Raw genomic sequence first — 14,769 nt, 5'->3', positions numbered from 1 at the left:
TATTTTTTTGAATTCCATTTCATTTATCATTACATTAGTTATTTCAATAAATAAATACTAAAGATTTTAAAGATATGAAATTTAAATCATTTTTTTTACTCACGGTTTTAATGCTAAGCCTTAAGGTAGTATCTGCTCAAGAACAAAGACCGCTACAAATAGCAGACGAATTCCAAATTAGTTTAACGTCTACTAATAATTATTTTAATAATATAAATACAGGAGTAGTATATTCTAAGTCCTTTAGCAATAAAGGTTCTGCTTATGTTAAACTTCATATTAATGCTTTCGATTTAAAAGAAGGAGACTATGTAAGAGTTTATAGTCCAGCCACTGGTAAAGAATTTATTTATTCTGAGGGTGGAAAAATCGTTGGAACTAATCAAGAAATGATTAGTGAGTTTTGGACAGGAACAATTTGGAGTGATTCTATCATTGTAGAACTTCACGCTTCCTCAATTAATAGTACAAATTATGGTTTTAATATAGATAAAGTAGCTTATGGTTTCACTCCAGAAAGAATTAATGCTGCTGTAGAATCACTAGACCCTAATAATAACCAAGAAACAATTTGCACAATAGATAATAAAGAAGCTGTAATTTGCTATGATGGTACAGAGATGAGCCGTAAAGCAGAAGCAGTTTGCAGATTACTTATTGGTGGTGGTGGTTTATGTACTGGTTGGTTGTTAGGATGCGATGGAAGTGTAATAACAAATAACCACTGTATTGGTAATGCGGCTGAAGCTAATAATACTGAGTTTTTATTTAACTTTCAGTACGATGATTGCGCTGCAACAATAGATGCAGCTTCAGACTTGCAAGCAACTTCATCTACTTTTGTAATGACAGATGCTAATCTAGATGTTACGTTAGTAACATTGCCTGTAAATCCTACACCTATTTATGGGTATTTAAGTCTATCATCAGTTGCAGTAACTAATAATGAGCGTATTTATATACCACAACATCCAGGAGGAAGGCGTAAAGAAATCGCAGTATTAACAGATTCTGGCACAGATGCAAATGGCTTTGCAGTAGTTACAGATGCTGGAACCGGAGTTTCAGGAGATCGTGTAGAATACCAGGCAGATACAGAAGGTGGAAGCTCTGGATCTCCAGTAATTAGATTTAATGATAATTTAGTAGTTGCTGTACATAATACAGGTGGTTGCCCAAATGGATCTTTTGGACGAAGTGATCATGTTATAGCAGCTATTGGAGCCAATATGCCAAACTGTGGAGTGGACGATAATAATCCTCCAGGGCCAGTAATTTCAGCTAGCAGTAATGTACAACCTATAAATGAAGCATCAGATTGTTCATTTCAAGATATTGATTTAACTGTAAGAATTGCACAAGCTGCAAATCAAACTGCAAATATTACTTTAAATGTAACAGGCGGAACAGCAACAGAGAACGTAGATTATCAATTATTATTAAATACAGTAACTTTTTTAACAGGAGACGATACAGATAAAACAGTTACATTAAGAGTGTTTAATGATGCTTTCGTAGAAGGTGACGAAAACCTAACGCTTTCTTTAACGTTAAATGCTAATGGTGGAGATGCAGAATTAAGTGCGCTCGATGCATTTAATATAATTATATTAGATAATGATATTAATCCAAACATAGGTAATAGTCAAATACTTTTTACTAACGATTTTGAAGGCGATTTAAGTGCTTTTACTATAACAGGAAATGGAACTTCAAATTTTGTAATAGGAGATACAGCAAGTTCATCATCAGCAGCTTTCTCAACAGCAGGAAACGATACTAATTTTGTTTTTGTTAATGACGATGATTGTGATTGTGATATGAGTCAAGAGCGAATAGTCATTAATAACCCTGTAGATTTATCATTATTTAACCAAGCATTCTTGAATTTTGATTTAAAGTATACAGATACTAACGACCAATTCGATACTGAAACATTTGTTCAGGTATCAATAGATAATGGAGTTACTTGGAATAATGTAGGAACAGAATTTTTAACTACTTCTGATTGGGAAAATTTAAATGTTGATTTAATTGATTATGTTGGACAATCTAATGTCATGGTATCAATTTTTTACAACGATTTAGGGAATTGGGGATATGGTCTAGCGATAGACAATATTAAAATAGAAGCTTTAGGAAATGCATTACCTCAAACAGCTTTAAATACAGTATCTAATGTAAACTTAAAAGGAAGTGGAACAATTAGTAGTTACGACGATATTACAGGAAATATAATGTCAACAATTAGTAATAATGATGGTTTCGATTATGGATGTTTTGGTATAGCAGTAACCAGAGAAGGTAACGGCGCTCAAGCATTATCAGGATTTAGTGCACCTATTTTAGCAATGGGCAAATCTTACACAGCAATGTCAACTAACATAAATACAACAGGAGATAACACTATAACATTCTATTTTACAGAAGCAGAAGTTTCTGGCTGGGAGACTGCTGTAGCAACAGCAGGAGGAGTAGACACTAGAAGTAATTTGTTTATCTATAGAGGAGCAGAATCTGTTCCTGCAACAGTAGACGCTTTTGGAGATGCTGTTACATTAACAGGAACATTTACAGGAGTAGATGGCGAATTTTTATTTGCGCAGGATACTTCTAATTTAAGTGTCGGCGAAGAAACTATTTCTTTATTTTCTGTTTTTCCTAATCCTGTTCAGGATGTATTAACTATCAAAACGAAGGAAAATCAATTGCCAGAAAATTATACTATATATTCTATTCTTGGTCAAGTTGTTGGAGAGAAGCAAATTCAATCCTCAACAGACTTATCAATAAACGCAAGTCAATTAGCTTCTGGTTTATATTTTATTAAACTAAATTTAGAGTCTAAATCTCAAGTTAATCGCTTTCTAAAAGAATAATACATTAATATAATATCAAAAAAAAGAAAGGTAGAAATTAATATTTCTGCCTTTCTTTTTTTGTTTCAAACGGGTTTAATAGCTAATATGCCAAACTAACATTGTAACTTTGTAGTCTTTAAAAGAATAACACAATGAGTCATAAAGCAGGTTTTGTAAATATTATTGGTAATCCTAATGTTGGTAAATCTACATTAATGAATGCTTTCGTAGGTGAAAAATTATCTATTATTACCTCTAAAGCACAAACAACAAGGCATCGAATTTTAGGCATTGTAAACGGTGAAAACTTTCAAGTTGTTTTAAGTGACACACCCGGAATAATTAAACCAGCTTACGAGCTGCAAGCTTCTATGATGGATTTTGTAAAATCTGCCTTCGATGATGCAGATTTACTTATTTACATGGTAGAAATTGGCGAGAAAGAATTAAAAGATGAAACCTTCTTTAAAAAAATTACTAGTGCTAAAATTCCTGTTTTATTATTATTAAATAAGATAGATAAGTCTAATCAAGAGGAATTAGAAGAGCAAGTGCAATTATGGGCTAGTAAAGTGCCAAATGCAGAGATTATTGCTATTTCTGCATTAGAAGGATTTAACGTAAAAGAAGTATTCGATAAAATAATAGAACTGCTTCCAGAATCTCCACCTTATTACCCAAAAGACCAATTAACAGATAAACCAGAACGTTTTTTTATAAACGAAACCATAAGAGAGAAAATATTAATTCACTACAAAAAAGAAATTCCTTATGCTGTAGAAATTGATACAGAAGAGTTTTTTGAAGAAGAAACCATTATTAGAATACGTTCTGTTATTATGGTAGAACGCGAGACACAAAAAGGTATTATTATTGGTCACAAAGGCAGCGCTTTAAAACGTGTTGGTGTAGAAGCAAGAAAAGATTTAGAAAAATTCTTTGGTAAACAAATTCATTTAGAGCTTTATGTAAAAGTGAATAAGAATTGGAGAAGCAATCAAAGGCAGCTTAAACGTTTTGGATATAATCAGTAGTAACAGTAGTAATACGTTAAAAAAGAGTACATTTGCAGCCGCTTACAGGATATGTAATGCAGAATAAAATATAAGATATGAGTAATATAGTAGCTATTGTAGGAAGACCAAATGTTGGAAAATCAACTTTTTTTAACCGTTTAATTCAACGTCGTGAAGCCATTGTAGATGCCGTTAGCGGTGTAACCAGAGATCGACATTATGGAAAAAGTGATTGGAATGGTAAAGAGTTTTCTTTAATAGATACAGGAGGTTATGTAAAGGGAAGTGATGATATTTTTGAAGCAGAAATCGATAAACAGGTAGAATTGGCAATCGATGAGGCTGATGCTATAATTTTTATGGTAGATGTGGAAGATGGTGTTACAGGAATGGATGAAGATGTTGCCAAACTACTACGTAAAGTTACAAAACCCGTTTTTTTAGTTGTTAATAAAGTAGATAATGGTAAACGTGCCGAAGATGCTGTAGAGTTCTACAGTTTAGGACTAGGTGATTATTTTACAGTAGCAAGTATAAATGGAAGTGGAACTGGAGATTTATTAGACGCTTTAGTTAAAGCACTTCCAGAAAAAGAACAAGACGAGGAGCAAGACGAGTTACCAAGATTTGCTGTAGTTGGTCGTCCTAATGCAGGAAAGTCTTCTTTTATAAACGCATTAATAGGAAAAGATAGATATATTGTTACAGACATAGCTGGTACTACTCGAGATTCTATAGATACTAAATACAATCGTTTTGGTTTCGATTTTAATCTTGTAGATACTGCAGGAATTAGAAAAAAATCTAAAGTTAAAGAAGACTTAGAATTTTACTCTGTAATGCGTAGTGTTCGTGCTATAGAACATGCAGATGTTTGTATGATAGTTGTAGATGCCAATCGTGGTTTCGATGGGCAAGTGCAAAACATTTTTTGGCTAGCACAACGAAATAGAAAAGGAATTGTAATTTTAGTCAACAAGTGGGATTTGGTAGAAAAAGACCATAAAACAACTATTGCTTTCGAGAAACATATTCGTAAACAATGCGAACCTTTTACAGATGTACCAATTGTATTTATTTCTGCCTTAACAAAACAACGTATTTATAAAGCAATTGAAACAGCTGTTGATGTTTATAAAAACAGAACTAAAAAAATTAAAACAAGTGTTTTAAATGATACGTTCTTGCCAATTATAGAAAACTATCCACCACCAGCTTACAAAGGAAAGTTTGTTAAAATTAAATACATAATGCAATTGCCAACAGCACAACCACAATTTGCATTTTTCTGTAATTTACCACAATATGTACGTGAACCTTACAAACGTTTTTTAGAGAATAAACTTCGTGATATATTCGATTTTAAAGGTGTTCCAGTTAGTGTTTACATGCGTAAAAAATAACGATTTAGCTTAATTTTTTATAGTTTATTTAAGAATTTTCATACTATAATTATGTTGCTTACGTTTTTTGTTTTTATCCTAAACCAATATAAAAATGCGCAAGCTATTACTTTTTGCTACACTTTTATTTGTGTCATTTTTGTTTTATCAATCTAAAGATTTCAAAATTACAGGATTGCTAGTAGCAGCAGAAGATCAATATCCTTTTGAGTCTGAAACCGTTTTTGTACAACGCGTAAAAGATAGTTCTTTGGTTACTTATACTATTTCAGACAAGGATGGTAAATTTACTTTAGACAACTCCACAGCAGATCAAGAATTAAATTTGTTCGTGTCTTATGTTGGTTATAAAACCCATTTTCAGAAAGTAAAAATCGATAAAGAGGTTAAAGATATTGGAACCATATCTTTAGATATTTAAAGTGCTTTAGACGAGGTTGTGCTTAAATCTGTTGCTCCAGTAACTATTAAAAGAGATACTTTAGAGTTTAATGTAAGTTCTTTTAAAACTAAGAAAGATGCAAATGTCGAAGATTTACTTAAAGAATTGCCTGGAGTTGAAATAGATGACGATGGTAAAATTAAAGTTAATGGTAAAGAAGTAAATAAAATTTTAGTGAATGGTAAACCTTTCTTTGGAAACGATCCTTCAATTACTACTAAAAACCTAACTAAAGATATTATTGAAAAAATTCAAATTGTTGATACAAAAACAAAATCGGAAGCATTTTCTGGCGAAGCAGGAGACAAGGAGAATAAAACAATAAACCTTACTATTAAAGAAGAAAATAATAGAGGTGTATTTGGTCGTGTTTGAGCAGGAGGCGGAACAAACGATCGATACGAGTTTGTTGGTATGCTTAATCTTTTTGATAATGATCAACGTGTAAGTATTCTAGCAGGAGGAAATAACACTAATTCATCAGGATTTAGTTTTGGAGAGATTTCAAAAATGTTTGGTCGTGGTGGAAATACAAGTTTTAATAGCAATGGTTCGTTCTCTATTGGAGGTCGTGCTTTTGGTGGAGGAGCAGGTATTACAACATCTCAAAATGGAGGTTTAAATTATGCAGATAAAATAGGTGAAAAAACAGAGGTTTCTGGAGATTATTTTTACGCCTCGAGTAACTCTAAAAACGAATCGTCTTCTCAACGAGAAACCATATTATCAGACTCTCGTTTTTTTACTAATTCGTCAACAAAATCAGATAACGATTCAGATAGCTATACAGCTAATCTAGAATTTGAAATAGAAACAGATTCAACATTTCAAATCAATATAGCACCTTCATTTAGTTATTCTAAAAGTAGAACGCTATTTAATAGTAATGACGAAACTTTAGACGAAGATCGAGTATTAACAAACCAAACAGCTGTTAATTCTAACGTAGACATGTTAGGTAAGGACTTCTCGAATGAGTTTAATATGACAAAGCGTTTTGGAAGTGATGGTGGCTTTTTAAGATTTAAACTAGAAAATAATATAAATGAAACTGAAAATGAGGATTTTATAAATTCTAACACCGAAATATTTGGCACTAATTCAGAAACAATAGATAGAAATCAATTTACAGATGGTGAAAAGAATAGTAATGGCTTAAGTGCTGAGGTAACTTATAGATTGCCTTTAATAGCTAAAAAATTATTCTTGAATTTTGAATATGAATATGCTCGAGATAAAGATGAAAATAGAGAAAGTACATTCGATTTTAATAATACGTCTCAAGATTTTACAGATTTTAATACAGATTTAAGTACCGATTTTGAATATACAGATTCTAGAAGTATTCCAGGTGTTGCTTTAAGTTATAGAGCTGGAAAATGGTCAACACGTTTTAATGTTAGTTATAACATTCGTACACTTAAAAATCAAGATTTATTAAGACCAGAGTTTAATGTAGAACGCGATTTTAAAAATGTACAAATGCGTTCTTATATTAATTATCGTTTTAATGAAAAATCTTCTGTTTATGCTAATTACAGTTTAAGTAATAATCCACCTATATTAAGACAATTACAAGCGTTTACAGATGTTTCTAATCCATTAAACACAGTTATTGGTAATCCAAATTTAGGACCAGTAAATAGCCATACAGTTTATATTGGTTACAACGGATTCGATTGGCAAAAAAAACAGGTTTATACTTAAATGCAAATGCAGAGATTACAAATAATGAAGTGATTTCTAAAACTACAGTAGACCCAACAACTTTAAAAAGAACGACTACTTACCAGAATGTAAATGGTAATTATAACATGGGAGTTTATGGTCGCTACAGTAAAGACTTTAAGTTAGATTCTATTAGAAAAATTAAATTTAGAGCAGGTGCTTGGTCTAATTTTTCAAAAAACATTAATTTTAATAACGATATACAATACGCAAGTAAAGTAACTTCCTTTACACCTAATATTGGTGTAGAGTATATTTGGGATAAAGTTTTAGAGTTAAAACCTTACTATAGAGTTACTTTTACAAAAAAATGCCTACGGAATAGATGCTTTTGAAGATAGAAACTTTACTAGACATGACGCAGGAATTAGAACAGCTACCTTTTTACCTAAAAAGTTAGAATGGAGAAACGATATTAGTTTTAATTACAATCCAGATGTTGCAGATAATTTTCAAAAAACTTCTTGGTTCTGGAATGCTACATTGGCTTATTCTGTATTAAAAGATCAAGGTGCAATAACATTAAAGATTTACGATTTGCTAAACCAAAACACCAATGCTAGACGTGTTGCAACACTAGATTATATTCAAGATTCTCAAAGTACAGTTCTTGAACAATATTTTATGATGAGCTTTAGCTGGAAGTTTAATAGCTTAGGTTCTAAAGGAGGTTCTAAAGGAGAATCTAAAGGAAATGATGTTTACTTTCTCGATTAATTCCATTTTAAAAAAATAGAATCTAAACCAATGTTTATACCTTTAAAATAAAAACTGTCTTTAAATTTTGGAACAATAGTTTCTTTAATAATTGCTTTGGCTATAGAATCTGTAATAGTTTTTTCTGTTCCAATACCAGTTGAAATAGCCATTTCTCTATCAAATTTAGATATTAATATTAAAAGACCATTATCTTTTTCTTTTGTTCCAACGCCAAGGTTGTTGGATAGGTTAGTAGCATAATCTAGAATAGTTTCATTATTTGGAATAGCGTCTATAGTGTAAATGCAAATTTGATTAGTGGTTAGTTTTTCATAATTAATAATTTTTTCTGAAAGTTTTATCTCTTCATTCTCAGAGAAAATATTACTATAATCTTGAACAACCTTATTATAAATAAGTGTTTCTGAAACTTCTTTTTTACAAGAAATAAAGAGTAATAAGCAAATAAGAAAGGTGAAATATTTTTTCATTGAAATTTTATTGATTTAGAATATGTGGAGTGTAATTTTTAATTTGAGTAACCACAAAAGAGTAGTACTAAAAAACTGCGATTGAAAACTAAAAACTAAATAAAACTTACCAACCACCAGAAGCTCCACCACCTCCTCCAGAACCTCCACCAAAGCCGCCTCCAAAGCCACCACCTCCAAAACTTCCACCACCAGAGCCACTACCAAATCCGCCTCCAAAACCGCCAGAACCACTTCTGTAGCCTCCACGTCCAGAGTTACTTAGTATTATAGCTTCAAGGATGTCGCGTGTTGTGTTTCTACTGTCAACTCTATTGCCACCATTACCACCACGTCTATTTTTAGAGATGGAAATTAGAATGATTATAAAGACTACAAATAAAAATAGAATAACACCAAAAGGAAATTCACCATCACTTTGTCTAGTGCCTTGGTATTCACCTTGCATAACTTCAAAAATAGCATCTGCACCTCTATTAAGTCCTCCGTAATAATCGTCTTTTTTAAAATATGGAATTATATCACGTTCTATAATACGACGCGATATAGCATCTGTCATTAAATGCTCTGTGCCATAACCAGTACTTATACTTATCTTTCTATCGTCTCTTGCTAATAGAATAAAAATACCATTGTCTTTATCTTTGTCTCCAATTCCCCATTTAGTAAGCCATTGCGCTCCTAGATAGTTTATATATTCACCGTTGGTAGATGGTATTATTGCGACTACTATTTGTGTTGAGGTCGTGTCTGAATATTTTATAAGCTTTCGCTCTAAAGCTTGTTTTTGTCCAGATTGTAGTAGTCCATAATAATCATAAACACTGGTTTGTCCACCATTAGATTTTGAAGGTACCTCTGGAATATTAAATTGGGCAAAAGTAGTATTAGAGCAGAAAAATAACAATAAAACAATTAGTTTTATTGCGTTTTTTTCGCATTGGTGTAAACACTGAAAACTCAATTTTATAGCACTATTTTTAAGCATGAGTAAGTATTGATTACTGAAGACTGAGCACTGCCAACTAAAAAGCTTCATCCTTTAGAAACAGTATTACTTAACTCATTTTTGTCATTTTTAGAAACAGGAAAAAATGCTTTTAATTGTTGTCCAGCTAGTAAAATACCATCCACTAAGCCTTGTTTGTAGTTTCCTTTTTTAAAATGATTTTGTATTGTGTTTTTTGTGTCGTCCCAAAAAGAATCTAAAACGACAGCATCTATACCGCGATCACCATAAATAGCAAAAGCCTTATCGTTTATTGCTAAATATATAAGTACAGCGTTATGCAACTCTGTATTTTGCATTTTTAAAATAGAAAATACTTCTAAAGCGCGTGTTTCTATATCACCTTTAAAAGTGTTTTCTATATGTACTCTTATTTCACCAGAAGTATGTTGTTCTGCTTCACGAATGGCAGCAACAATTTCTTGTTCTTCTATGGTAGATAAAAAAGCTTCAACAGAATTTCGCATAATTTAAAATTCTACTTTTGGTGCGTTTTCACTTCCAGGAGCAGATTTAAATAATGCTATTGGGTTAAAATTTCTAAATCCAGCTATAATATTTGTTGGTATTTGTTCAATTGTTATATTATATTTTCCAGCTAAGTTGTTAAACCTATTACGCTCTACATTAATTCTATTTTCTGTGCCTTCTAATTGACTTTGTAATTCTAGAAAACTTTGATCTGCTTTTAGTTCTGGATAACGTTCTACAGATACTAAAAGTCTTGATAAAGAGCTGCTTAATCCCTGTTGGGCTTTTTCAAATTGAGCCATGTTCTCTGGAGTAATAGCGTCTTTGCCAATGTTTATTTCTGGCTTAGTAGCTTCTGCTCTTGCTTTAATTACTGCTTCTAATGTTTCTTTTTCATGATTAGCATAACCTTTTACTGTAGCTACTAAATTTGGAATTAAATCTGCCCTACGTTGGTAAGAACTTTCAACATTTGCCCACTGTGCTCTAGCAGTTCCTCTTTCTTGAACAAGAGTATTGTTTACTCCAATTCCCCAACTTGCAAATAAGAATATCAATAATCCAATAACTATCAAAGGTATAAATTTCTTCATGGTGTTTGATTTTTTAGTTGTGTTTTCTGGTAATTCTTTATAATTCATTTTTAAGTTTTATAAGTTGTGTTTTTATACCTTCCAATTTACTAATAATTTCAAAATTAGTAAGGCTTTTCTGTTTTTCTTCTTTAATATGTGTTTTTGCGCCTTCTAAGGTAAAGCCACGTTCTTTTACTAAATGATATATAAATTGAAGGTTTTTTATATCATCTGGTGTAAATTTCCGATTGCCTTTTGCGTTTTTTTTTGGTTTTAAAACATCAAATTCTTTTTCCCAAAACCTAATTAATGAGTTGTTAACATTAAAAGCTTTTGCAACTTCACCTATAGCATAATAACGTTTTTCTGGAAGGTCGATTTGCATTAATCTAAAGATTGGTTTTCTATTGAAGAACGATCAAGTAGTTTACTATATTCCTCTGCAGTTAAGCTACCATAATAGAAATTAATTGGGTTAATACGGTCTCCATTTTTAAAAACTTCGTAATGTAAATGTGGTGCCTCAGAGCGGCCAGTACTACCTACAAAACCAATTAAATCACCACGTTTTACTTTCTGGTTTTTACCTACATTATATTTATATAAGTGTGCATATAATGTAACATAGCCATAACCATGATTTATTCTAATATGGTTTCCATAGCCGGAACTATTACTATCTGCTCGTTCAACGACACCATCACCTGTAGCATAAATAGGTGTGCCTCTTGGTGCTGTAAAGTCCATTCCCCAATGCATTTTTCGAGTTTTGTTAAAAGGATCTGTTCGCATGCCATAACCAGAAGATATTCGTGTTAAATCTTCATTACTTACTGGTTGAATAGCAGGAATAGTAGCTAAGAATTTTTCTTTTTCTTCAGCTAAAACAGCTATTTCATCTAACGATTTAGATTGGACAACTATTCTTTTTTGAAGAATATCTATACGTTTATTACTCTCTTTTATTAATTTAGAATTATCAAAACCTTCAAAAGCTTTATATCTATTTACACCTCCAAAACCAGCTTTTCGTTGCTCTTCAGGAATAGGATTAGATTCAAAATATAAGCGATAAATATTATTGTCTCTATCTTCTACATTAGCAAGTACAGCTTCAGCTTCATTCATTTTTTTATTTAGTAAATCGAACTGTAGTTGCATGTTACTTAATTCACGCTTTAAGGCTTTTTCATTTGGAGATTCAAAAAAATGACTTGTTAAAAAAATAAACAAAAAAGCTAACAATACACCAGAAAATAAAATAGCTGTAATGTATTTAAACGTACGTCTTTTTTTTAGCCTAATCTTTCGATATGACAAAGTATCAGAATCATAATAATATTTTACCTTACTCATTATGTAAATTATACTATTTTTGCAGTGAAATGAAGCTTATAAATAAGCTAGTTTATTTAAAAACGCAAAACAAATATATAAATTGTTTTCTAACGTTCGCGATTAGCTAAACAAGATTATTAACAATATTATATGAAGTCTCAAGAAATTCGCTCTACATTTTTAAATTTTTTCAAAAAAAAGAAACACAGTATCGTGCAATCTGCACCAATGGTATTAAAGGATGACCCAACATTAATGTTTGTTAACGCAGGAATGGTGCCTTTTAAAGAATATTTTTTAGGTAATTCTGAACCTAAGAGTACGCGTTTAACAGATACTCAAAAATGTTTACGTGTGTCTGGTAAGCATAATGATTTAGAAGAGGTTGGTTACGATACTTATCACCATACGTTATTCGAAATGCTTGGTAATTGGTCTTTTGGAGATTATTTTAAAAAAGAAGCCATTGCTTGGGCTTGGGAGCTTTTAACCGAAGTTTATAAAATTGATAAAGATATTTTATACGTTACTGTTTTTGAAGGTAGCGAGGATAAAGATAATCTTAATATGGATACTGAAGCTTATAATATTTGGAAACAATTTATAGCTGAAGACCGCATATTAAAAGGAAATAAGAAAGATAATTTTTGGGAAATGGGAGAGCAAGGACCTTGTGGACCTTGTAGTGAAATACATGTAGATATTCGTACTCCTGAAGAAAAAGCAAAAGTAGATGGTAAGGATTTAGTAAACATGGATCATCCTCAAGTTGTAGAGATTTGGAACTTGGTCTTTATGGAGTATAACCGAAAAGCAAACGGTTCGCTTGAAAATTTACCAAACAAACATATCGATACAGGAATGGGTTTCGAGCGTTTATGTATGGTATTGCAAGATGTGAAGTCTAATTACGATACTGATGTTTTTAAGCCTATTATTCGTGAGATTGAAACCATTACAGATAAAGAGTATGGTAAAGATGAAAAAACAGACATTGCTATTCGTGTAATTAGCGATCATGTTCGTGCTGTAGCATTTTCTATTGCAGATGGGCAGTTACCAAGTAATACAGGAGCAGGTTATGTAATTAGAAGAATTTTACGTCGTGCTGTGCGTTACGGTTTTACATTTTTAGACAAAAAAGAGCCTTTTATTTATAGAATGGTCGATGTGTTAAGTAATAAAATGGGAGACGCTTTTCCAGAACTTAAAGTTCAAAAACAATTAATAGAAAATGTAATTAAAGAAGAGGAGAGTTCTTTTTTAAGAACTTTAGATCAAGGTTTGTTGTTACTGGATCGAATTATAGAAACTACAAAAGGAAAAGAAGTTTTAGGAGCTAAAGTTTTTGAGTTAAAAGATACGTATGGTTTTCCTGAAGATTTAACAGATTTAATTCTTCGAGAAAAAGGTTATATTTATAATGTAAATGAATTTAAAGCAGAACTAGAAAAGCAAAAAAGTAGAGGTAGAGAATCTTCTGCTTTAAAATCTGACGATTGGACAATTTTACTTCAAGATAGCGAACAAGAGTTTATAGGTTATGATGCTCTTGAGGCTAATGTTAAAATTGTGAAGTACAGAAAAGTAACCTCTAAAAAAGACGGTGAAATGTTCCAATTAGTATTTAATTTAACACCATTTTATGCAGAAGGAGGAGGTCAAGTAGGTGATAAGGGCTATTTAGAAGACCTTCATGGTGATGTGGTTTATATTATAGATACTAAGAAAGAAAACAACGAAACAATACATTTTGCTAAAAACTTACCAAAGCATATAGAAGAAACTCTAAAAGCTGTTGTGGATTCAAAACAGCGTTGTAGAACAGAATGTAATCATACTGCAACACATTTATTACATCAAGCTTTAAGGGAGATTTTAGGAGAGCATGTAGAGCAAAAAGGGAGTGCAGTACATTCTAAGTACTTGCGTTTTGATTTTTCTCATTTTTCTAAAGTTACAGTAGAGCAGTTGCGTGAAGTCGAAAATTTTGTTAACCGAAGAATTGATGGCAGGCTACAGTTAGAGGAACACAGAAACGTACCAATGGACAAAGCTATTGCAGATGGAGCAATGGCGCTTTTTGGCGAAAAATATGGAGATGCAGTGCGTACTGTTAGATTTGGACAATCTATTGAGCTTTGTGGTGGAACACATGTAAAAAATACTGGAAGTCTTTGGCATTTTAAAATTACAGCAGAAGCTGCTGTGGCATCAGGAATTCGTAGAATTGAAGCCATTACTAGCGATGCTGTTAAAGACTTTTATTTTGAAAATAACAGAGCTTATTTTGAAATGAAAGATTTACTTAATAATGCAAAAAAACCAGTTGAAGCTTTAGGTAAATTGCAAACTGAAAATGCAGATTTAAAAAAGCAAATTGAAGTTTTATTGAAAGATAAAGCTAAAAACATGACTAGCGATTTGGCTAATAACTTAACAGAGATTAATGGTGTTCAGTTTTTAGCACAGAAAATAGATTTAGATCCTTCTGGAGTTAAAGATGTAGCCTTCGAACTTGGTCAAAAACATAAAAACTTGTTTTTATTATTTGCAACAGCTACTGGAGAAAAAGCAATGTTAGCCTGTTATATTTCTAAAGAACTAGTTGCAGAGCGAGATTTAAACGCTGGCACTGTGGTTAGAGAGTTAGGAAAACTTATTAATGGAGGAGGTGGAGGACAGCCTTTCTTTGCTACTGCTGGAGGAAAAAATCCTGCTGGAATTGATGAGGCT

Annotated in this window: 15 protein-coding genes; 9 read left to right on the top strand and 6 right to left on the bottom strand. The window is 31.8% G+C overall.

From position 1 onward, the window contains the following. Positions 1 to 74 precede the first annotated feature (74 nt). From Q0C58_RS03370 to Q0C58_RS12415, 8 genes are all read left to right on the top strand, one after another. Positions 75 to 2,879: a trypsin-like peptidase domain-containing protein gene (locus Q0C58_RS03370; RefSeq protein WP_290697512.1), complete on the top strand. Its 2,805-nt coding sequence runs from the start codon at positions 75 to 77 to the stop codon at positions 2,877 to 2,879. Positions 2,880 to 3,013: 134 nt separating this feature from the next. Beyond that, entirely contained in the window at positions 3,014 to 3,895 is an 882-nt protein-coding gene (gene era, locus Q0C58_RS03365) for a GTPase Era (RefSeq protein ID WP_290697510.1), read from the top strand. Between the two features lie 77 nt (positions 3,896 to 3,972). Then, positions 3,973 to 5,280 carry a ribosome biogenesis GTPase Der gene (gene der / locus Q0C58_RS03360; RefSeq protein WP_290697508.1) on the top strand — a complete coding sequence of 436 codons (1,308 nt, stop codon included), beginning with the start codon at positions 3,973 to 3,975 and terminating at the stop codon, positions 5,278 to 5,280. Positions 5,281 to 5,374: 94 nt separating this feature from the next. Beyond that, on the top strand, positions 5,375 to 5,701 hold the full coding sequence (locus tag Q0C58_RS12435) for a carboxypeptidase-like regulatory domain-containing protein (protein ID WP_366841198.1): 327 nt from the start codon (positions 5,375 to 5,377) through the stop codon (positions 5,699 to 5,701). A gap of 18 nt (positions 5,702 to 5,719) precedes the next feature. Then, on the top strand, positions 5,720 to 6,097 hold the full coding sequence (locus Q0C58_RS12430) for a hypothetical protein (RefSeq protein WP_366841196.1): 378 nt from the start codon (positions 5,720 to 5,722) through the stop codon (positions 6,095 to 6,097). Positions 6,098 to 6,136: 39 nt separating this feature from the next. Continuing rightward, positions 6,137 to 7,429 (top strand): outer membrane beta-barrel protein, encoded by a 1,293-nt coding sequence (locus tag Q0C58_RS12425; RefSeq protein ID WP_366841194.1) that lies wholly within the window; start codon positions 6,137 to 6,139, stop codon positions 7,427 to 7,429. After that, positions 7,402 to 7,785 carry a hypothetical protein gene (locus Q0C58_RS12420; RefSeq protein ID WP_366841192.1) on the top strand — a complete coding sequence of 128 codons (384 nt, stop codon included), beginning with the start codon at positions 7,402 to 7,404 and terminating at the stop codon, positions 7,783 to 7,785. Before Q0C58_RS12425 ends, Q0C58_RS12420 begins: the two co-directional genes overlap by 28 nt. Beyond that, positions 7,739 to 8,167 (top strand): outer membrane beta-barrel protein, encoded by a 429-nt coding sequence (locus tag Q0C58_RS12415; protein WP_366841201.1) that lies wholly within the window; start codon positions 7,739 to 7,741, stop codon positions 8,165 to 8,167. Before Q0C58_RS12420 ends, Q0C58_RS12415 begins: the two co-directional genes overlap by 47 nt. Here the strand turns inward: Q0C58_RS12415 and Q0C58_RS03350 are convergent. From Q0C58_RS03350 to Q0C58_RS03325, 6 genes are all read right to left on the bottom strand, one after another. After that, the gene (locus Q0C58_RS03350) at positions 8,164 to 8,640 is read right to left on the bottom strand and encodes a YgcG family protein (RefSeq protein ID WP_290697506.1); all 477 of its coding nucleotides are present in this window, start codon (positions 8,638 to 8,640) and stop codon (positions 8,164 to 8,166) included. The genes Q0C58_RS12415 and Q0C58_RS03350 overlap by 4 nt on opposite strands. Before the next feature lie 106 nt (positions 8,641 to 8,746). Continuing rightward, positions 8,747 to 9,628, bottom strand: a complete 882-nt coding sequence (locus tag Q0C58_RS03345) for a YgcG family protein (protein WP_290697504.1) — start codon at positions 9,626 to 9,628, stop codon at positions 8,747 to 8,749. A gap of 47 nt (positions 9,629 to 9,675) precedes the next feature. Continuing rightward, entirely contained in the window at positions 9,676 to 10,116 is a 441-nt protein-coding gene (locus Q0C58_RS03340) for a TPM domain-containing protein (protein WP_290697502.1), read from the bottom strand. A gap of 3 nt (positions 10,117 to 10,119) precedes the next feature. Further along, complete coding sequence (locus Q0C58_RS03335) at positions 10,120 to 10,761, bottom strand: LemA family protein (RefSeq protein WP_366841189.1); 642 nt, start codon at positions 10,759 to 10,761, stop codon at positions 10,120 to 10,122. Then, the gene (locus tag Q0C58_RS03330; RefSeq protein ID WP_290697501.1) at positions 10,751 to 11,080 is read right to left on the bottom strand and encodes a MerR family transcriptional regulator; all 330 of its coding nucleotides are present in this window, start codon (positions 11,078 to 11,080) and stop codon (positions 10,751 to 10,753) included. Before Q0C58_RS03330 ends, Q0C58_RS03335 begins: the two co-directional genes overlap by 11 nt. Then, a complete protein-coding gene (locus tag Q0C58_RS03325) occupies positions 11,080 to 12,051 on the bottom strand; it encodes a M23 family metallopeptidase (RefSeq protein ID WP_290697498.1) in 972 nt (323 codons plus the stop codon). The genes Q0C58_RS03330 and Q0C58_RS03325 overlap by 1 nt, the downstream gene beginning before the upstream one ends. A gap of 132 nt (positions 12,052 to 12,183) precedes the next feature. Here Q0C58_RS03325 and alaS point away from each other — a divergent pair. Next, positions 12,184 to 14,769, top strand: a 2,586-nt coding sequence (gene alaS / locus Q0C58_RS03320; RefSeq protein WP_290697496.1) for an alanine--tRNA ligase, incomplete at its 3' end; no start/stop codon positions are given.

Source organism: Lacinutrix sp., from assembly GCF_023299985.1.
GTDB lineage: Bacteria > Bacteroidota > Bacteroidia > Flavobacteriales > Flavobacteriaceae > Lacinutrix.
This window is presented reverse-complemented; position numbering and strand designations above follow the sequence as displayed.